This is a genomic window from Paractinoplanes maris, assembly GCF_023544465.1.
In the GTDB taxonomy this organism is placed as follows: Bacteria; Actinomycetota; Actinomycetes; order Mycobacteriales; family Micromonosporaceae; genus Actinoplanes; species Actinoplanes maris.
Map to the genome: position 1 here is coordinate 765,568 of NZ_JALPVL010000002.1, position 19,497 is coordinate 785,064.

Annotated in this window: 16 protein-coding genes; 7 read left to right on the plus strand and 9 right to left on the minus strand. The window is 70.2% G+C overall.

Translation table 11 applies throughout. The features are described from left to right. The first annotated feature begins 4 nt into the window (after positions 1-4). Complete coding sequence (locus NAG42_RS08485) at positions 5-937, plus strand: hypothetical protein (RefSeq protein ID WP_250029252.1); 933 nt, start codon at positions 5-7, stop codon at positions 935-937. On the opposite strand, the gene ccsB is transcribed toward NAG42_RS08485, so the two are convergent. The 6 genes from ccsB to hemL are packed head-to-tail and all read right to left on the minus strand — an operon-like array spanning position 934 to position 6,904. Then, on the minus strand, positions 934-1,914 hold the full coding sequence (gene ccsB, locus NAG42_RS08490; RefSeq protein WP_250029253.1) for a c-type cytochrome biogenesis protein CcsB: 981 nt from the start codon (positions 1,912-1,914) through the stop codon (positions 934-936). The two genes, NAG42_RS08485 and ccsB, sit on opposite strands and share 4 nt — an antisense overlap. Continuing rightward, positions 1,914-3,533: a cytochrome c biogenesis protein ResB gene (resB, locus tag NAG42_RS08495; protein ID WP_250029254.1), complete on the minus strand. Its 1,620-nt coding sequence runs from the start codon at positions 3,531-3,533 to the stop codon at positions 1,914-1,916. The genes ccsB and resB overlap by 1 nt, the downstream gene beginning before the upstream one ends. Then, complete coding sequence (locus NAG42_RS08500) at positions 3,530-4,345, minus strand: cytochrome c biogenesis CcdA family protein (RefSeq protein WP_250029255.1); 816 nt, start codon at positions 4,343-4,345, stop codon at positions 3,530-3,532. The genes resB and NAG42_RS08500 overlap by 4 nt, the downstream gene beginning before the upstream one ends. After that, entirely contained in the window at positions 4,345-4,908 is a 564-nt protein-coding gene (locus tag NAG42_RS08505; protein ID WP_438872382.1) for a TlpA disulfide reductase family protein, read from the minus strand. The genes NAG42_RS08500 and NAG42_RS08505 overlap by 1 nt, the downstream gene beginning before the upstream one ends. Next, complete coding sequence (locus NAG42_RS08510; RefSeq protein ID WP_250029347.1) at positions 4,905-5,528, minus strand: histidine phosphatase family protein; 624 nt, start codon at positions 5,526-5,528, stop codon at positions 4,905-4,907. Before NAG42_RS08510 ends, NAG42_RS08505 begins: the two co-directional genes overlap by 4 nt. Positions 5,529-5,557: 29 nt before the next feature. Next, a complete protein-coding gene (gene hemL, locus NAG42_RS08515; RefSeq protein WP_250029257.1) occupies positions 5,558-6,904 on the minus strand; it encodes a glutamate-1-semialdehyde 2,1-aminomutase in 1,347 nt (448 codons plus the stop codon). Between the two features lie 146 nt (positions 6,905-7,050). On the opposite strand from hemL, the gene NAG42_RS08520 reads away from it, so the two are divergent. The 3 genes from NAG42_RS08520 (at position 7,051) to NAG42_RS08530 (ending at position 8,171) form a co-directional block, all read left to right on the plus strand. Next, on the plus strand, positions 7,051-7,377 hold the full coding sequence (locus NAG42_RS08520) for an STAS domain-containing protein (RefSeq protein ID WP_250029258.1): 327 nt from the start codon (positions 7,051-7,053) through the stop codon (positions 7,375-7,377). 84 nt (positions 7,378-7,461) lie between these two features. Beyond that, entirely contained in the window at positions 7,462-7,851 is a 390-nt protein-coding gene (locus NAG42_RS08525) for a MerR family transcriptional regulator (RefSeq protein WP_250029259.1), read from the plus strand. Next, on the plus strand, positions 7,824-8,171 hold the full coding sequence (locus NAG42_RS08530; protein ID WP_250029260.1) for a thioredoxin family protein: 348 nt from the start codon (positions 7,824-7,826) through the stop codon (positions 8,169-8,171). Before NAG42_RS08525 ends, NAG42_RS08530 begins: the two co-directional genes overlap by 28 nt. On the opposite strand, the gene NAG42_RS08535 is transcribed toward NAG42_RS08530, so the two are convergent. Further along, positions 8,168-8,716 (minus strand): response regulator, encoded by a 549-nt coding sequence (locus NAG42_RS08535; RefSeq protein ID WP_250029261.1) that lies wholly within the window; start codon positions 8,714-8,716, stop codon positions 8,168-8,170. The genes NAG42_RS08530 and NAG42_RS08535 overlap by 4 nt on opposite strands. A gap of 24 nt (positions 8,717-8,740) precedes the next feature. Next, positions 8,741-13,147: a HAMP domain-containing protein gene (locus NAG42_RS08540; RefSeq protein WP_250029262.1), complete on the minus strand. Its 4,407-nt coding sequence runs from the start codon at positions 13,145-13,147 to the stop codon at positions 8,741-8,743. Between the two features lie 62 nt (positions 13,148-13,209). On the opposite strand from NAG42_RS08540, the gene NAG42_RS08545 reads away from it, so the two are divergent. Both NAG42_RS08545 and NAG42_RS08550 read left to right on the plus strand, forming a co-directional pair. After that, entirely contained in the window at positions 13,210-15,300 is a 2,091-nt protein-coding gene (locus tag NAG42_RS08545; protein WP_250029263.1) for a SpoIIE family protein phosphatase, read from the plus strand. A gap of 49 nt (positions 15,301-15,349) precedes the next feature. Continuing rightward, positions 15,350-15,955 carry a dihydrofolate reductase family protein gene (locus NAG42_RS08550; protein ID WP_250029264.1) on the plus strand — a complete coding sequence of 202 codons (606 nt, stop codon included), beginning with the start codon at positions 15,350-15,352 and terminating at the stop codon, positions 15,953-15,955. 172 nt (positions 15,956-16,127) lie between these two features. Here NAG42_RS08550 and NAG42_RS08555 read toward each other — a convergent pair whose 3' ends face one another. Further along, positions 16,128-17,270 (minus strand): FAD-binding oxidoreductase, encoded by a 1,143-nt coding sequence (locus NAG42_RS08555; protein ID WP_250029265.1) that lies wholly within the window; start codon positions 17,268-17,270, stop codon positions 16,128-16,130. 128 nt (positions 17,271-17,398) lie between these two features. On the opposite strand from NAG42_RS08555, the gene NAG42_RS08560 reads away from it, so the two are divergent. Next, positions 17,399-19,495, plus strand: a complete 2,097-nt coding sequence (locus NAG42_RS08560; protein ID WP_250029266.1) for a S9 family peptidase — start codon at positions 17,399-17,401, stop codon at positions 19,493-19,495. Positions 19,496-19,497: the final 2 nt, after the last annotated feature.

Sequence of the window (19,497 nt, forward strand, 5' to 3'; positions counted from 1 at the left end):
TCGATTGTTCGCAACTTTCGGCGAGGTGCAGGTGAAGGTCCGCAAAGTGGCGCTGTGGTGCGCGATGGCCGGACTGGCTGCCGCCCTCCTCGGCCCGAGTCCGGCCGTTTCCGCAGGTCAAGATCGATATCCGCAGGCGACCGAAGCCGGACGGCTGCCGGTCTGCCCGCCCGCCCGGGCCTCGCAGCGGGCGCCCACCGCCCCCGCCGGCCCGGCCGCTCCGGGCGCATGTCGTGCCGCAGGTCACATTCTCGAGTCGGGGGCCCGTCTGGCCCGCCGCGGCGAGCGCGGTTTCACCCCGAGCGGCTACCACCACCTGGGCGCCAACACGGGCGGTGAGTGGGCCGGGGTGTCCGGCCGCATGTCGGTGGTGGACGGCTCGGTGCGGCCCCGCTCGTACGACTTCGTGGCCGGCCGCTTCATGGTCAAGCGCAACCTGGGCCGCGGCAGCATCGCCTGGCTGGAGGCCGGCTGGGCCGAGACGGGCTGGGCCGGGCCCGGCCGGCAGCAGATCTACACCTTCAACACCAACACCAAGACCTGGCAGTTCTACAGCCAGTACACGCTGCGGCCGGGCGACAAGCTCTGGCTCGACGTGCACTCCGACCCGAGCGGTGTGTGGAGCGCCTGGCTGTGGTGGGGCGACCGGTGGAATCTGCTCACTGCCCAGCTGCTGCCGCTCGGACCGGTCGCGACCGTCGAGCAGTACGTCGAGGTGCACGTCGACGCCGGGAAGCCGGGCCTCATCGACGTGCCCCCGGTGCTGGTCGACAACGTGCGGCTGCGCCCCGGAGACGGCGGGCAGTCGCGTCAGTGGCGCGAGGACGTGCCCACGCTGACCGGCACCGATCCGGCCCAGCGCCGGCTCAACGGCGGGTTCTGCCTGGACTGGCTGACCCGTTACGACACCTGGACGGCCGGCGACTGCAAGGGCTAACCGGCGTTGGCGTACGAGTGCAGGCCCTCGAAGAACAGGTTGACGCCGAACAGGTTCATCAGCATGGTCACGAAGCCGAGCAGCGCGATCCAGGTCGCCACCGTGCGCTTCACGCTGGGCGTGGCCCGGGCGTGCAGATAACCGGCGTAGACGACCCAGGAGATGAACGCCCAGACCTCCTTGGGGTCCCAGCCCCAATAACGGCCCCAGGAGGCCTCGGCCCAGATCGGGCCGGCGATCAGCGCGCCGAAGGTGAACAGCGGGAAGGCGAAGGCGTGCAGGCGGAACGTCAGCCGCTCGAGCGCCACGGCGGCCGGAACGTGCTTGCCCAGCGTGTAGGGGAACGAGCGCTTGCCCTCTTCGTACCCGTTACGGATCAGGTACATCACGGCCGGCACGGCACCGATCAGGAAGATGCCGGAGCCGATGATGATCGTCGACACGTGGATGACGAACCAGTACGAGTTGAGCGCCGGCACCAGTGGGCCGACCGGGGTGTACGCGATCATCGTGGCCGCGCCGAGCATGACGACCAGCGCCAGCGAGGCGAACAGCCCCAGGTGCCGCACGGCCGGGCGGGCCAGCACGACGCCGATCCAGACGGCCGACGCGATGAACGTGGTCGACAGGATGTACTCGTACATGTTGCCCCACGGCATCCGGTCGGCCGCGACCCCGCGCGTGACCAGACCACCGAGGTGCAACAGGACGGCCAGCACGTTGATGCCGACCGCGATCATCCCGACCAGCTCACCGCGGCCCCGCTTGACCGGCTCCTCCACCACGACGTCGTCGGGCACGACGTCATCGGGGACGGGACCGCCGGCGCCCACGAGCTGCTTGGCCTGGGCGGGTCGCAGGGCGGCGCGACCGACTCGGCTGCGCTTGCCGAACGCGTACTCCCCCGCGTAACAGACCATCGCGATCAGGTAGGCCAGGACGGCCGCCGCCATCAACTGGTTCGACAACTCCGCCATCAGGGTGTCCCTTCCTCGGCGGCCTTCACCACGGTTGTGAACTCGTCTGTGAAGCCGGGATAGTCGGTGCGCGGCAGGCCACCGGCCGTCACCAACGTACCGCCGGACGCATCCGGCGAACCGGCCAGGTCGCTGTTTGCCCGCACCCGGAACCACACCCGGCGCCGATGCCCGCTCAGCGACAGCATCAGCCCGATCAGTCCGAGCACCGCGCCCACGAGCAGCAGGCCCTGGGTGGGGTCGTACCGGACGGAGAGGGTGGCGAACGGCCGAGTGCCGACGAACTCGAGCTTGGTGCCGTCGTCCAGCTTCCAGGTGTCGCCGAGCTTCAGCGCGTGCGGCCGGGTGCCGCTGACGTTCTCGAGGTCACCCGATGCGAGCTGCTCCTGGTCGAGCGAGTAGACCGAGCCGGGCGTGCCGACATCGAGGCCCAGGTCGCCGCGGTAGGCCGTCAGATACAGCATCGGGTTGTTCTCGGCCGGGTAGGCCGAGGTGGCGCGGCCGTCGGTGGGCGCGGTGGGCAGGTATCGGCCCTCGAAGCCCATCTGCAGGGCCGGGTCTCGTTTGTCGGTCTTGGGGTCGATGTTGACATCCGGGAACTGGGCGACACCCTCGCTGGTCTGCATGGCGTCGATCGGCAGGAACGGGACGACCTTGGTCTGCGAGACACCGAAGCGGTCGGTGTATTTGAGGACCGGGGCGTATCCGTGGCCGATCAGGTAGACGTTGGCGTCGCCGAGCCGCAGCGGGTCGTTCACCGTGAACTCGCGGGTCCGAGCCGGGCCGTTGTCCCGGGTCACCTGCACCGTGGCCAGGAAGGTCTTGGGCTGGCCGGTGCTCTGGAAGGTGGCGTCGAAGTCGGTCAGCTTGAGGCAGAAGTTGGGCAGGTCGGCCGGCTGCACGCGGGGGCCGAGCGTGGAGTCGTCGTACTGCGTGAGCGTGTTGCAGAAGCCCTGGTCGGTGCCGCCGACCAGCAGCCGGTTGGCGTGCCAGCCGTACCAGTGCCCGAACCCCACGCCGATGAGCACCGACAGCAGGGCGAAGTGGAAGAGCAGGTTGCCGGTCTCCTTGAGGTAGCCCTTCTCGGCCGCGACCGTCCAGTTGCCGTCCTCGCCCTCGCGCACCTTGGTGCGGAACCGGCGGCGGCGCAGGTCCCGGGCCACGCTTGCGGCGACCTCGGCCGGCTCACCCGCGCGGACGAGCTCGGCGTGCTCGGGCAGCCGCTCCAGACGTTTCGGGGCTTCGGGCGGAGCCATCCGCAGAGCGCGCACGTGGTCGATCAGCCGGGGCACGACACAGCCGATCAGCGACGTGAAGAGCAGCAGGTAGATCGACGCGAACCAGGGCGAGGCATACACCTCGAAGCCACCGAGGCGCTCCAGCCACGGCGCCAGGTCGGGGTGCGCCTGGTAATACTGCGTCACCCGCTCGGCGTTGACCCCGCGTTGCGGGAAGACCGAGCCCGGGATGGCCGCGATGGCCAGCAGGAAGAGCAGGACCAGAGCCGTACGCATGCTGGTGAGCTGCCGCCACGAGTTGCGCAGCAGGGCCCAGAGCCGGTTGGTGGGCCGCGGCGGCGGGGCGGCGGGCGGAGCCGGGCGCTCCTCGATGACAGTCACAGCAGGGTCCCGCCGAAATCAAAGGTGACCTTTAGCCACACCAGGAAGTGGTCCCAGCCGCCGGTGACCAGCGTCAGCCCGACCAGGATGAGCAGCACACCGCCGACCCGGGTGACCCAGCGACTGTTGCGGCGGACCGCGCGGAAGACCCCGAGCAGCTTGCGGAAGAACAGTCCGAACAGCACGAACGGAATTCCCAGACCCAAGCTGTACGCCACCGCGAGGATCACCGCCCGGCTGGTCTGCCCGGTGGTCGAGGCGAGCAGCATGACCGCGCCCAGCGTCGGGCCCACGCACGGGATCCAGGAGAACGCGAAGAGTGCCCCGAAGACCGGCGCCCCGAGCAGCCCGGCCGCCGGAAGCCTGGTGAAGCGGGCCTCGCGCTGCAGCCCCGGGATCCAGCCCAGGTAGGCCACGCCGAGCACGATGATCAGGAGGCCGAGGACGATGTTGAGCACGTCCTGATGGCGTACGAGGAAGGTCAGGTTGGCGACGGCCGTCGTGATCAGCGTGAAGACGACCGTGAAGCCGAGCACGAACAGGCTGGTGCCGGCGAGCACCCGGCCCTTCCCGGCCACCTGCGGCTTGGTGAGGGTCTGGACGGTCCCGGACGAGGCGGCCGTCCCGGACCCCGGCGGCGACGAGGACGAGTCGAGGTCGGAGCCGGCCAGGCCGGTCACGTAGGAGAGGTAACCCGGCAGCAGCGGCAGGACGCACGGCGACAGGATGCTGACCAGGCCGGCCAGCGCGGCGACGCCGATCGCCAGCAGCAGCGGGCCGGTGCCGGCGATCCCGGCGAAGCTGTCACCCATCAGCCGTTCCCCTCCGCGGCCACCCTCTCCACGAGTGGCTTGAGCTGCGTCTCGGTCGTGGCCTGCCGCAGAGCGACAGCGATCCGGCCCTGCCGGTCGATGATCAGCGTGGCCGGCGTGCTCATCTGGGTCACGTCGAACTGCAGACCGACTTTGCCGTCGAAGTCGTAGAGGCTCGGGTAGGTGACCCGGCCGCGCTCGAACTCGCGGGCCGCGTCCTTGTCGTCCCGCGAGTTGACCCCGAGGAACGTGACGCCCTTGTCCTTCGTCGCCTGGAACGTGTTCTCCAGGTCGTCGGCCTCAGCCCGGCAGGGCGCGCACCAGGAGCCCCAGAAGTTGACCACCACGACCTTGCCCTTGTCCTGGCTCAGGTCGTAGGCACCGCCGTCGAGCAGCTCGCCGCTGACCGGCTTGACCGGTGTGCGCTGGTCGGGGGCGCACTCCACGACGCCGTTGGCGGTGGAGCACTTCTTGGCCCAGTTGTCCTCGCCGCCGCACCCGGCCAGGACACCGGCCGTGATCACGGCGGTGGCCAGAACGGCGGCGAGGCGGTGCATGGTCAGGCTCCCTTGGCGGTCTTGGCTGTCGCGGAAAGGGCCACCAGGTGGGCGGCGGGCTCGGCGTAGTCGATGCCGACGACCTTGGAGTCCTCGAACCGGAACGACGTGATGCTGGCCAGTGCGCACTCGCGGCGGCGCGGGTCGTGCCACAGACGCTTCTTCTCTATATAGCGCCGCAGCGTCCAGATCGGAAGCTGGTGGGACACGCACACGGCCTCGTGGCCCTCGGCGGCCACCCGGGCGGCCTGCACCGCGGCGAACATGCGCTGCGCGATGATCAGGTAGGCCTCGCCCCAGGACGGGGTGATCGGGTCGCGCAGCACCCACCAGTGCCGCGGGTTGGTGAGCGCGCCGTCGCCGACCGAGACCTTCTTGCCCTCGAAGTAGTTCGAGCTCTCGATCAGCCGGGTGTCGCTGGCGATCTCGAGGTCGAACTCGGCGGCGATCGGGACGGCGGTCTCCTGCGCACGGTCGAGCGGGCTGGCCACCACGTACGTGACGTCGCGCTTGGCCAGCGACTCGGCCGCGGCCACGGCCATCTGCTTACCGAGCTCCGACAGATGGAAGTCGGGCAACCGGCCGTACAGGACCTTGTTGGGGTTGAAGACCTCGCCGTGCCGCATCACGTGCACGGTGGTCCTGGTCGGCTCCGTCACTGAACTCCCCCCGCAGCCGCTGCCCGTGCCGCATGAGGCACGGCAGCGGCGATCTGTTCCAGCGCTTCCTCGTCGATCGCGGTCGAGACGAACCAGGACTCGAAGGCGCTCGGCGGCAGGTAGACGCCGCGCGCCAGCATCGCGTGGAAGAACGCCTTGAACGCGCCCACGTCCTGCGTCCGGGCCGACTCGTAGTCGACCACCTCGCCGGCCGTGAAGAAGATCGAGAACATGTTTCCGGCGAACGACAGCCGGTGCGGGACCCCCGCGGTGGTGAGCGCGTCGGCCGCCAGCGCGCCGACGGTCGCCGACAGCTCGTCGAGCCGCTTGTAGGCCGCCTCGTCGGCCAGCCGCAGCGAGGCGAGCCCGGCCGCGCAGGCCAGCGGGTTACCCGAGAGGGTGCCGGCCTGATAGACCGGGCCGGCCGGGGCGAGCCGCGACATGATCTCGCGACGGCCGCCGAACGCCGCCGCGGGCAGGCCACCGCCCATCACCTTGCCGAACGTGAACAGGTCGGCGTCGACCGGGTCGAGCCCGGCCCAGCCGCCGGCCGAGACCCGGAAACCGGTCATCACCTCGTCGACGATCAGGAGGGCGCCGGCCGCGTGGGCGATCTCGGCCAGCCGCTGGTTGAAGCCGTCGCGCGGGGCGACGACGCCCATGTTGCCGGCCGCGGCCTCGGTGATGATCGCGGCGATCTCGGCGCCCTCGGCGCGGAACGCCTCCTCGACGGCGGCGACGTCGTTGTAGGGCAGCACGATCGTCTCGCTCGCGGCGGCCCCGGTGACGCCGGGTGAGTCGGGCAGGCCGAGCGTGGCGACGCCCGAGCCGGCCGCGGCCAGCAGCGCGTCGACGTGTCCGTGATAGCAGCCGGCGAACTTCACGATCTTGGAGCGACCGGTGAACCCGCGCGCCAGGCGGATCGCCGACATGGTGGCCTCGGTGCCCGAGTTGACCAACCGGACCTCGTCGACCGGGGTCCGGCGGACGATCTCCTCGGCCAGGTCGACCTCGCCCGCCGTCGGGGTGCCGAAGCTGGTGCCGCGGGCCGCGGCCGACTGGATCGCCGCGATGACCTCGGGGTGCGCGTGACCGTGGATCAGCGGACCCCACGAGCAGACCAGGTCGACATAGCGGCGGCCGTCGGCGTCGGTCAGCCACGGACCGGAGCCGTGGGCCATGAAACGGGGCGTGCCACCGACCGCTCGGAACGCACGCACGGGTGAATTGACCCCGCCGGGCACAACAGCCTGGGCGCGGTCGAAAAGGGCCTGGGATGCCGGGGCGTCCTCCGGGTAGGGGAGGCCCTCCGGGCGGTATGAGGTGGTCACAGCGGCTCCCATTGTGTCAGCGCGGTCCGACAAGAATCTCAAGAGGGTTCCTCACATCACCCGAGGATGACCGATGACGCGATGCTTCGATGTCGGGAACGCCCCGGTCTGGTCGCGCCCGACGGGCCGAACAAGCGCACAGGCGATAGGCTGACCCGGTGGAACGACCCGAGCTGTCGATCACGGTTGAGCACGCACCCGACGAGGTCATCTTCCACCTCGCCGGGGAGATCGACGTGCTCACGGTCGCGAACCTGTCGACGCTGGTCAACGAGACGCTGACCGAGCCGCCGGCCCGCATGGTGCTCGACATGGCCGGCGTCACCTTCTGCGATTCGCAGGGTCTCGGCACCCTCGTCGTGCTCAGCCGCAAGGCCCAACATGCCCGTTCTGTCCTGTCGCTGACCAACGTCGGCGACTTCCTGCTGCGAGTGCTCGATATCACCGGGCTGCGCAGCGCCTTGATGATCAGCAGCACTGCCTGAGGCGTTCGCGGGGTTGCCTTGACGCCGGTGTCAAGGCCTAGCGTCGGGTGACGACGAGGGGCTGGACCACCGAAGGACAGCGAGATGTTGATCGGGGAGCTGGCGACGCGAGCCGGGACGAGCACGCGGACGCTGCGGTACTACGAGGAGCAGGGTCTCGTGCGGGCCGGCCGGGATGCCAACGGCTACCGCCAGTACGACGACGCCGAGCTGCGCGTGGTGCGCGAGATCCGGTCGCTGCTCGCGGCCGGTTTCGGCATCGAGGACATCCGGCCCTTCGTCGCGTGTCTGCGAGCCGGGAACGAATCGGGTCACGTCTGTCCCGACTCGGTGCTGGTGCTGCGCCGCAAGCTGGCCGAAGTGGACGGCTATCTCGGGCAGCTCACCGACATCCGGCACCAGCTGCGCGCCCAGTTGGACGAGGCCGTCGCACTCCGGGAGTCGCCATGCCGCACACAGATCTGCCCGCCCTGACCGATACCACCATCGCCGCCTTCATCAGCGAGGCCGGGATCCCGGTCGCCGTCGACGTCTGGGCCGAGTGGTGCCCGCCGTGCGGGCCGATGGCGCGCACGCTGGCCGAGATCCAGCCCGAATTCGCCGGCCGGTTGATCATCGCCACGCTCGACGCCGACGCGAACCCCGGGACCGCCCGCGCGCACCGGATCATGTCGCTGCCCACCCTGCTGATCTTCCAGGGCGGCGTGGTGACGCAACGACTCGTCGGCGCGCGCCCGAAGCCGGTGCTCCGGCAATACCTGTCGGAGGCCCTCACCCCGTACGCGAACGTCTAATTGCCCCAGCGGGCCTTTTCCAAGAGGGCGAGCGCTTCGGCGGCGGCGTCATCGCCGCCGCCGCGGAGCACCCGGGCCGCCTCGTCGACCGTCTCGGTCAGGCGCTGCCACTGCGACTCGCGCTCGCGGGACGCCTCGGCCTGAGCCTTGAGCTGCTGGGTCTTGGTCCACAGCTCGACAAAGATCGAGACCTTGGCCCGCAGCACCCACGGGTCGAACGGCTTGGTCAGATAGTCCACCGCGCCGACCGCGTAGCCCCGCAGTGCCAGCTGGGCGTCGCGGTCGGCGGCGGTGAGGAACAGGATGGGCACGTGCCGGGTGCGCTCGCGCCGCTTGATGTGGCCGGCCGTCTCGAAGCCGTCCATGTTGGGCATCTGCGCGTCGAGCAGGATCACCGCGAAATCGTCGGTGAGCAGCTGCTTGAGGGCGGCCTCGCCACTCTCGACGGCCACCGGGATCACCGGCAGGCCCTGCAGGATCGCCTCCAGCGCCAGCAGGTTGTCCTTGCGGTCGTCGACCAGCAGGGCCTTCGCGCGCTCAGCCACACCCCATCCTCTCCGTGAGCCTCGTCAGTCGAGGTCCGGCTCGATCGCCTTGTCGGCGTTCACCCAGCGGGCCATCAGCTCGATCAGCTCGTCGAGGTCGACGGGCTTGGTGATGTAGTCGCTGGCCCCGGCGGCCAGCGCGGACTCCCGGTCGCCGGGCATCGCCTTGGCCGTCAGAAACACTACCGGCAGATCCTGGAAGCGCTGGTTGCGCCGGATACCCCGGGTGGTCTCGTAACCGTCCTGGTCGGGCATCATCGCGTCCATCAGCACGATGTCGACCTCGGGGTGCTCGGCCAGCAGGCGGACGCCGTCGACCCCGTTGTCGGAGTAGAGCACGTTGAGCCCGTGCATCTCGAGCGCGCTGGTCAGTGCGAAGACGTTGCGCACGTCGTCGTCGACGATCAGCACGGTCGCGCCGTCGAGCTGGCGGCTGGCCGGGCTGACCACGTGACCCTCCAGCTCGGCCCGCTGGTGCATGACCGGCAGCTCCATGAGCGGGATGTCGATCGGCGCCGGCGCGGGCTGCACCACCACCGTGGCCGACGGCAGCGTGGGCAGGCTCAGCGGCGGGATCGCCTCGGCGCTCAGCGCGTCCGGCATGTAGAGCGTGAACGTCGAACCCTCACCGGGCCGGGACGAGACCACGATCGTGCCGCCGAGCAGGGCGGCCAGGTCGCGGCTGATCGACAGGCCCAGGCCGGTGCCGCCGTATTTCCGGGTGGTCGTGCCGTCGGCCTGCTGGAACGGCTCGAAGATGATGGCCAGCTTCTCGTCGTTGATGCCGATGCCGGTGTCGGTCACCGCGAAGGCGATCACCTGCCGGGCCGCGACCAGCGCGGGCACGTCGAAGTCGGTCTCGGGCGGGGCGCCGAAGATGCTCAGCGTCACCGAGCCGTTGTCGGTGAACTTGACCGCGTTGGACAGCATGTTGCGCAGGATCTGGTGGAGCCGCTGGGTGTCGGTGAGGATCGACTCGGGCAGACCCGGCTGGAGCCAGACCCGGAACTCCAGGCCCTTCTCGTTGGCCTGCGGCGCGAAGGCCTGCTCGACATAGCTGCGGACGCCTTCGAAGTCGACCTCGTCGGGCTCGACATCCATCCGGCCGGCCTCGATCTTGGCCAGGTCGAGGATGTCGTCGATCAGCGAGAGCAGGTCGGTGCCGGCGCTGAAGATGGTGCGCGCGAACTCGATCTGCTTGTCGGTCAGGTTGGTCTCGGGATTGTCGGCGAGCAGCCGGGCCAGCAGCAGCAGCGAGTTGAGCGGGGTGCGCAGCTCGTGGCTCATGTTGGCGAGGAACTCCGACTTGTAGGCACTGGCCCGGCTGAGCTGCTGCGCCTTCTCCTCCAGGCCGCGCCGGGCCTGCTCGATCTCGCGGTTCTTGGTCTCGATGTTGGCCTTCTGCTCGCTGAGCAGCTGGGCCTTGTCCTCCAGCTCGGCGTTGGTCCGCTGCAGCTCGGCCGACTGGTCCTGCATCTCGCGGGCCAGCCGCTGCGACTGGGAGAGCAACTCCTCCGTACGCCGGTTGGCCTGAATGGTGTTGAGGGCGACGCCGATGGTGGACACGAGCCGCTCGAGGAACGTCAGGTGCAGCCCCGAGAAGGTGGCCACCGAGGCGAACTCGATCACGCCGAGCATCTCGCCCTCGAACAGCACCGGCAGCACGACCAGGTCGTTGGGCGGCATCGACATGAGGCCGGAGCGCATGGTCAGGATGCCGTCGTGGGTGGCCCGCACCCGGATCGTGCGGCGCGAGACGGCGGCCTGACCGACCAGGCCCTCGCCGGGGCCGAAGGTGACCTCGTGGTTGCGGGCGACATAGCCGTACGAGGCGGCCAGGCGCAGCCGCATGACCGCCTGCTCGTTGTCGACCAGGAAGAACGCGCCCAGCTGGGCGTCGACCAGCGGGGTCACCTCGGTCATGATCATGCGGCAGACCTCGCCGAGATCCCGCTGGCCCTGCAGCAGACCGCCGATCCGGGCCAGGTTGGAGTCGAGCCAGCCCTGCTCGGCGTTGGCCTTGGTCGTCTCGCGGAGCGTGACGATCATCTGGTTGATGTTGTCCTTGAGCTCGGCGACCTCGCCCTGCGCCTCGACCGCGATGCTCTGGGTCAGGTCGCCGCGGGTCACGGCCGTGGACACCTCGGCAATCGCGCGCAGCTGGATCGTCAGCGTCGACGCCAGCTGGTTGACGTTGTCGGTCAGGTCCTGCCACGTACCGGAAACGCCCTTGACCTGGGCCTGACCACCCAGCTTGCCCTCGACGCCGACCTCGCGGCCGACCCGGGTGACCTCGGTGGCGAAGCTGGAGAGCTGGTCGACCATCGTATTGACGGTGTCCTTGAGCTCCAGGATCTCGCCGCGCGCGTCGACCGTGATTTTCTGCGACAGGTCGCCCTTGGCCACGGCCGTGGTCACCGAGGCGATGTTGCGGACCTGGGCCGTCAGGTTGGAGGCCATGTAGTTGACGTTGTCGGTGAGGTCGCGCCAGGTGCCGGCCACGCCGCGGACCTGGGCCTGACCGCCGAGCTTGCCCTCCGAGCCCACCTCGCGGGCCACCCGGGTCACCTCGTCGGCGAACGACGACAACTGGTCGACCATCGTGTTCACGGTGTTCTTGAGCTCGAGGATCTCGCCCTGGGCGTCGACCGTGATCTTCTGCGACAGGTCACCCTTGGCCACCGCCGTCGAGACCTGGGCGATGTTGCGGACCTGACCGGTCAGGTTCGACGCCATCGAGTTCACGTTGTCGGTGAGGTCGCGCCACGTGCCGGCCACACCGCGGACCTGCGCCTGACCGCCGAGCTTGCCCTCCGAGCCCACCTCGCGGGCCACCCGGGTCACCTCGTCGGCGAACGACGACAACTGGTCGACCATCGTGTTGACCGTCGATTTCAGCTCCAGGATCTCGCCCCGGGCGTCGACCGTGATCTTTTGCGACAGGTCACCCTTGGCCACCGCCGTGGTCACCGACGAGATGTTGCGCACCTGGCTCGTCAGGTTGGAGGCCATGTAGTTCACGTTGTCGGTCAGGTCGCGCCAGGTGCCCGAGACACCCTTGACCTGCGCCTGACCGCCGAGCTTGCCCTCCGAGCCCACCTCGCGGGCCACCCGGGTCACCTCGTCGGCGAACGACGACAACTGGTCGACCATCGTGTTCACGGTCGATTTCAGCTCCAGGATCTCGCCCTGGGCGTCGACCGTGATCTTCTGCGACAGGTCACCCTTGGCCACCGCCGTCGAGACCTGGGCGATGTTGCGCACCTGAGCGGTGAGGTTGGCGGCCAGCTGGTTCACGTTCTCGGTCAGGTCGCGCCAGGTGCCGGAGACGCCACGGACCTGGGCCTGACCGCCCAGCTGGCCCTCGGTGCCCACCTCGCGGGCCACCCGGGTCACCTCGTCGGCGAACGACGACAGCTGGTCGACCATCGTGTTGACCGTGTCCTTGAGCTCCAGGATCTCGCCCTGCGCGGCCACCGTGATCTTCTGCGACAGGTCACCCTTGGCCACCGCCGTCGAGACCTGGGCGATGTTGCGCACCTGGCTGGTCAGGTTGGAGGCCATCGAGTTGACCGAGTCGGTGAGATCCTTCCAGGTGCCGGCGACGTTGGGCACCTCGGCCTGGCCGCCCAGCTTGCCCTCGGTGCCCACCTCGCGGGCCACCCGGGTCACCTGCTCGGCGAACAGGCGCAGCGTGTCGGTCAGGCCGTTCATCGTGTCGGACAGCTCGGCGACCTCGCCGCGGGCGGACACCGTGATCTTCTGCGACAGGTCACCCCGGGCCATCGCGGTGGCGACCTGCGAGATCGACCGCACCTGGTGGGTCAGGTTCGACGCCATCGTGTTGACCGAGTCGGTCAGGTCCTTCCAGGTGCCGGCCACTCCGCGTACGTCGGCCTGGCCGCCCAGCTCGCCCTCGGTGCCCACCTCGCGGGCCACCCGGGTCACCTCGTCGGCGAACGACGACAACTGGTCGACCATCGTGTTGACCGTGCGGCCGATCCGCAGGAATTCACCCCGCAGGGGTCGCCCGTCCATCTCGAGCGCCATGTGCTGGGAGAGGTCACCCTCGGCGACGGCCACGATGACGCGGGAGATCTCCGTCGTGGGGCGGCCGAGATCGTCGATGAGCGCGTTGACCGATCGCACGCTGTCGGCCCAGGCCCCGTCGAGACCCTCGTCGTCGAGTCGCTCGGTCAGCCGGCCGTCGCGGCCGACGATCCGGCTGATCCGCCTCAGGTCGAGATTTTGCCGCTCCTGCAGCGACACCACCTCGTTGAACGCATCGGCGACCTCGCCGGGCAACCCGCTGCGGCGGGGAAGCCGCACCTTCAGGTCGCCACGGCGGACGCGCCGCAGGGCCTCGGCGAGTTCACCGAGCACTGCGGTGTCGTCGGGCATGCCGACGCTGGCTTCTTTGGCCGCGGTCATGCTGTCCTCACTCGCTGTCCATCCTTGGTGGGCCCCCTATCCTCTCTCGCCCGACCGGGTCAATGCGAGACACGACTTTGTGCAGAGGCCGGTCGGCAGGAGAGGATGCATGCGTGTCAGTGGAGGCCGATGCGATCTCGGACACCCCGCCGGGTGGGCTGCTCCGGCGAGTCCGGCTGCCCAACGACCGGCGCACACCCGCGGCGGCCCGCGCTCTGGTGCGCTCCGTCCTCGAGGAGGCCGGGCTCGACACCCTGCTCAACGAGGCGTTGCTGCTGACGACGGAGCTGTCGACCAACGCGGTCGTGCACGCCAACACCGAGCTCGACATCGAGGTGCAGGCCAACACGACCGGGCTCACCGTGACGGTCACCGACTTCGCGCCGGGCCCGGTCGAGCAGCTCGCGGTCGGCCCGCGCAACGAGAGCGTCGACATCGGCGAGGTTGCCGAGCGCGGGCGGGGCCTGCTGCTGGTCGACCACTTCGCGAGCCGCTGGGGCACGGTCCACGAGGGCACCGGCAAGGGCGTCTGGTTCCGGCTCGAGCGCGGGCCCGGCACCGAGGTCTCGGCCGTCGTGCCGGCCACGGTCAACGCCCCCGAGACGGGGACCCCGAGCGTCGGCGCGCTCTCCACGCTGTTGCAGGTCACGCCCGAGCGGACGTCCGAGGAGGGGGTGGCCGAGTTCGCCGCCGACCTGCTCGCCCAGCTGGCCCGGCTGACCGGCGCGGCCGGCGGGGTGATCCGCCTCGACCGCGGCGACGGCGGCGGCCGCCAGCTGCTGGCCCGCTACGGCCGGGCGCCGCGCGACGACGCCGACACGATCCGGGTCCCGCTGTCGGTGCAGCGGCCCTATTCGGGCGAGCTCGAGCTGGACGCCTCACCCACCGGGTACGCTCAGCCGCTGGCCACGCTGGTCGCCGAGCGCTTCTCGCTGCATCTGGAGAACGACCGCCTGCGCCGCACCGACCTGCGCCGGCAGACCTGGCTGACCTTCCTGGCCGAGGCCAGCGAGCTGCTCGCCCAGTCGCTCGACGTCAACCTCACGATGGCGCTGATCCCGCAACTGGTGGTGCCGAGGCTGGGCCAGTGGTGCGCGGTCCACACCACCGACGCCTGGGGCCGGCTGCAGCTCGCGGCGGCCACCCACGCCGACGAGTCGATGCTGCCGCAACTGCACGAGACGCTGGCCGAGACCGGGCCCGACTCGATCTGCGCCCGGCTCGAGGAGGCCTCCCGCCTCGGCACCCAGGTGATGCTGGGCGCGCCGAGCGAGGGCTTCGCGGTGCCGCTGGTCGCCCGGGGCACCCGCCTGGGCACCCTCGCCGTGGGTCGCCACCACCGCATCCGGCACGACGCCGACGAGGTGGCCGTGCTGGAGGATGTCGCCCGCCGGGCCGCCCTGGCCATCGACAACGCCCGGATCCACGACGAGCGGCACAAGGTCGCCCGGACGCTGCAGGCCTCGCTCCTGCCCCCGGCGCTGCCCAAGGTCGAGGGCATCGGCTTCGCCGCGGAGTACGTGCCGACCGGCTCCGAGGTGGGCGGCGACTTCTACGACGTCGTGCCCTCGGCGCCGGACACCTGGGTGGTCGTCGTGGGCGACGTGTCGGGCAAGGGCGTGCAGGCGGCCACGGTGACCGGCCTGGTCCGCGATGTCATCCGGATCCTGGTCGACGACGGCAAGCCGATGACCGAGATCCTCTGCCGGGTCAACAAGACGCTGGTCCAGCGCGGCGGCGGGCGTTACTGCACGCTCGCCATGGCCTCGGTGACCCGTGCGGCCGACAACGTGCTGACCGTCTGCCTGCATCTGGCCGGCCACGATCGCGCGGTGCTGGTCAACGCGGACGGCAAGACGTCCTTCGTCGGTGAGGGTGGCACCGCGCTCGGCCTGCTCGAGTCGATCACCTCACCCGATGTCGAGGTGCGGCTGCAGCCCGGCGACTCGCTGATCTTCTATACCGACGGGGTGACCGAGCGCCGCCGCGGGCGCGAGCTGTTCGGCACCGGCCGGCTGAAGGACGCGGCCGGGCCGCTGGCCGGATACCCGGCCGAGGTGATGGCCGCCCGTCTGCGCTCCACCACGATCAACTTCTCGGTCGAGGAGCCTCGGGACGACATCGCGATCCTGGTCCTGCGCAACGACGCTTGACCGCCGAATCGCCCCATTCGCCCGACTATTTCGTGGCATGGTGTTTGTCATGGCGAAAACTCAGTACTACACGGCGACGAGCATCGACGGCTATATCGCCGACGAGAACAACTCGCTGGAGTGGCTCTTCGACGTCGACGGGGGCAACGAGAACCCGTTCGGCGGCTTCTTCGCGGGCGTCGGCGCGTTCGCCATGGGCGCGACCACGTACGAGTGGGTGCTCGAGAACGACAACGTGATGGCCGAGCCGCAGAACTGGCACGACCTGTACGGCGACGTCCCGTGCTGGGTCTTCGGCAACCGCGAGCTGCCGCTGGTTCCCGACGCCAACATCTTCATGGTCAGCGGTGACGTGAAGCGCGTGCACGAGGCGATGCTGGTGGCCGCCAAGGGCAAGAACGTCTGGCTGGTCGGCGGAGGCGACCTGGTCGGCCAGTTCGTCGACCAGGGCCTGCTCGACGAGATCATCCTCGGCATCGCGCCGGTCGTGCTGGGCGGCGGCGCTCCCCTGCTGCCCCGGCACCTGACCGCGCGGCACCTGGCCCTCACCGGCACCGCGCAGATCGGCCGTTTCGCCTACCTGACCTTCGCCGTCGGCAACGAGCCCCTGCCCGAGCGCCACCCGGCCGACCGCCGCTACGCCGTCCTGCGCTGACCCCGGGGGCCCCACAGCCCCACAGCCCCGCAGCCGCACCGCCACGCAGGCACCGCGGCACCGCCACGCAAGCCGCGGCACCGCCACACAGGCACCGCCGCCGGCACGCAGACACGCTGCCGCACCGCCACGCAGGCACGCCGGCGGGCGCTGGGCTCTGGTTGTCGGGCGGTCAGAAGAACTCGAATCGGCCCGCCATCTCGACCTCACGGGCCAGCTCGGGTGGCGCTGACACGACGGCGGCGCGGCCGCCCCGGGCCAGCAGCACGTGCTGCATGCTGTCGATGATCGTGGTCACCCGCTCGGGCGCCACCCGGCCGGGCAGCACGGCATGGACGCTGCCGAGCCCGGCCGACCCGCGCACCGGCACCGCTCCGCCGACCGCGTCGCCCAGCGCGTAGAGCGCCGCGGGCAGATCGGCGGCGGAGACCGAGAGCCGCAGCGCCACATCGTCGCGGCGGAACGGATAGACACCCCACCACGGTGGGGCGATCGGCGTGACCACGGCCCCGGCGCCCCACGCCGCGGCCAGCCGCTCAGCCTGATCGACCGCCGCCGCCTCGCCACCCTCGAACAGCACGGCCAGGGTGCCGCCCCGGCCACCGGCCGGCAGGTCGGTCTCGATGGCGCTGGGCTCGAACTCACCGGCCGCGGCGACCAGCCTGCTCAGCTGCGACGGAGTGGGCACCGCGATGCCGGCCCAGCGGCGGGCCGGAGGCAACGGCTCCAGGCGGAGCGCGGCCGCGGTGATCACGCCGTCGATCTCGGCCAGCCCGGGTCGGCCGTCCTCGCCGTCGGACTCGGCGGCCACGCCGGCCCGGTCCACGTAGGTCACGCTGGTCACCTGGTCGGCCGGGGTGCCGAACCGGTAGCGCAGGGGGCCCGACTCGTTGACCGCGAGCATGCCGCCGACAGTGGCCGTGCGCGACGGCGGGTCGACCGGCAGCCGCTGGCCCTGCAACGCGAGCGCGGCCTGCAACGCGCGCACCGGGGTGCCGGTGGCCACCTCGACCGTGGCGCCGGCGACGTCGTGATCCCACAAACCGTTGAGCCGGCCGCTGTCGATCAGCACGTCCACGCGGTCGCGCGGCCGGCCCCAATCGATCTTGGAACCGCTGCCCCGGGCCAGGACGCCGAGCTCGCGGGCGGCGGCCAGGCGCAGAACGTCGGCGACGGCGGCGGTCGTGGCGGGCACCGCGACATAGCCCGCGCGGCGGCCGTTGACCGTGTCGATCGATCGGGCGACGCGCGCATAGTCGGGCCCGCAGATGTCCACAAGCGCGCTCAGCACCTGATCGATCACCTGATCACTCACGTCCCGAATCCCCACGTCGGCTGAAGATCGTCCACTCTGGCATATCGTACACGTGTTCGAATGACCGCGGTCCGGCCCGCAAGAAGTAAAGAAGTCGGGGAAACCGGACCGCCCGGTAACGTGGGACCGTGACGAATCCGCATGCCGACAGCCCGCCGCCGCCCACCGCTCACCAGGGCACCCATGAGCGCACCTTCCACGGCGACACCGTCACCGACGAGTATCAATGGCTGATCGACAAGGACAACCCGCAGACCGTCTCCTACCTCGAGGCCGAGAACGCTTTCACCGACCGGGCGACGGCGCACCTGAGCGAGCTGCGCGACACGATCTTCAACGAGATCAAGCGCCGGACGCGCGAGACCGACCTGTCCGTGCCCAGCCGCAAGGGTGAGTACTGGTATTACACGCGTACGGAAGAGGGCCGGCAGTACGGCATCTCCTGCCGCGTGCCGGTCAGGCCCGGCGAGACCGACCCGCCGTCGATCGAGGACGCCGGCGACCGGGCCGACGAGCAGGTGCTGCTCGACGGCAACGCGCTCGCCGAGGGCAAGGACTTCTTCGCGCTGGGCACCTTCGACGTGAGCGTCGACGGCAACTGGCTCGCCTACTCCACCGACTTCTCCGGCGACGAGCGGTTCACCCTGCGCGTCAAGGATCTGCGCACCGGTGAGGTGCTCGCCGACGAGGTGCCCGACACGTCGTACGGCAGCGCCTGGTCGGCCGACGGCAGCGCGCTGTTCTACACCACGGTCGACGAGGCCTGGCGTCCGCACCGCGTCTGGCGCCACACAGTCGGCCGCCCGGCGACCGACGACGTGAAGGTCTTCGAGGAGCCGGACGAGCGGTTCTGGGTCGGCGTGGGCCTCACCCGCAGCGAGAAATTCCTGGTCATCGAGGCCTCGAGCAAGATCACCTCCGAGGTCCGCGTGCTGCCGGCCGAGACGCCCGAGGCGGAGTGGATCGTGATCGCCCCGCGCGAGCACGGCGTCGAGTACTCCATCGAGCACCACGGCCACCGCTTCCTCGTGCTGCACAACCGTGACGCCGAGGACTTCGCGCTGGCCTACACGTCGGCCGACGCCCCCGGCGACTGGGTCGACCTGATCCCGCACGAGCCGGGCACCCGCCTCGAGTCGGTGGACGCCTTCGCCCGCCACATCGTGATCTCGCAGCGGCGCGACGGCCTGACCGGGCTGCGCGTAATAGGCGACGGCAGCACCGACTCGTACGAGATGGAGTTCCCCGAGCCGATCTACAACGTCGGGCTGGCCGGCAACCCGGAGTACGACACCACGACCGTCCGCCTCAGCTACGCCTCGATGGTCACGCCCGACTCGGTCTACGACGTCGACCTGGTGACCCGCTCGATGGTGCTGCGCAAGCAGCGGCCGGTGCTCGGCGGCTACGAGCCCGACGACTACGAGCAGTTCCGCGAGTGGGCGACGGCACCGGACGGCACGAGGGTGCCGATCTCGATCGTCGCGCGTAAGGACACCCCCCGCAACGGCTCGGCCCCGGCGCTGCTCTACGGCTACGGCTCGTACGAGACCAGCATCGACCCGTACTTCTCGATCGCCCGCCTGTCGCTGCTCGACCGTGGCGTCGTCTATGCCATCGCGCACGTGCGCGGCGGCGGCGAGATGGGCCGCCGGTGGTATGAGGAGGGCAAGCTGCTGGCCAAGATGAACACGTTCACCGACTTCGTGGCGTGTGCCCAGGCCCTCGTACGCGAAGGGTGGACCTCACCTCAGCGGCTGGTCGCCCGGGGCGGTTCGGCCGGTGGCCTGCTGATGGGCGCGATCGCCAATCTCGCCCCCGAGGAGTTCGCCGGCATCGTCGCCGAGGTGCCGTTCGCCGACCCGCTCAACACCATCCTCGACCCGTCGCTGCCGCTCACGGTCACCGAGTGGGAGGAGTGGGGCAACCCGATCGAATCGGCCGACGTGTACGCGTACATGAAGTCCTACAGCCCGTACGAGAACGTCGCGAAGCTCCAGTACCCTCGGATCCTCGCCATGACCAGCCTGAACGACACCCGGGTCGGCTTCCACGAGCCGGCCAAGTGGATCGCCCGGCTGCGCGCCGTGGCCCCCGACGGCGACTACCTGCTCAAGACCGAGATGGGCGCCGGTCACGCGGGCCCCAGCGGCCGGTACGACGCCTGGAAGGAAGAGGCTTTCGTCCTCTCCTGGACCCTCGACGTGCTCGGCCTCGCGGACTGACC

Bases quoted from the DNA above. Each gene is read 5' to 3' on its own strand.
- ccsB (WP_250029253.1), bottom strand. From the start codon at position 1,914: ATGGCGGAGTTGTCGAACCAGTTGATGGCGGCGGCCGTCCTGGCCTAC.
- NAG42_RS08500 (WP_250029255.1), bottom strand. From the start codon at position 4,345: ATGGGTGACAGCTTCGCCGGGATCGCCGGCACCGGCCCGCTGCTGCTG.
- NAG42_RS08510 (WP_250029347.1), bottom strand. From the start codon at position 5,528: ATGCGGCACGGCGAGGTCTTCAACCCCAACAAGGTCCTGTACGGCCGG.
- hemL (WP_250029257.1), bottom strand. From the start codon at position 6,904: ATGGGAGCCGCTGTGACCACCTCATACCGCCCGGAGGGCCTCCCCTAC.
- NAG42_RS08525 (WP_250029259.1), top strand. From the start codon at position 7,462: ATGTTGATCGGGGAGCTGGCGACGCGAGCCGGGACGAGCACGCGGACG.
- NAG42_RS08530 (WP_250029260.1), top strand. From the start codon at position 7,824: ATGCCGCACACAGATCTGCCCGCCCTGACCGATACCACCATCGCCGCC.
- NAG42_RS08540 (WP_250029262.1), bottom strand. From the start codon at position 13,147: ATGACCGCGGCCAAAGAAGCCAGCGTCGGCATGCCCGACGACACCGCA.
- NAG42_RS08545 (WP_250029263.1), top strand. From the start codon at position 13,210: ATGCGAGACACGACTTTGTGCAGAGGCCGGTCGGCAGGAGAGGATGCA.
- NAG42_RS08550 (WP_250029264.1), top strand. From the start codon at position 15,350: ATGGCGAAAACTCAGTACTACACGGCGACGAGCATCGACGGCTATATC.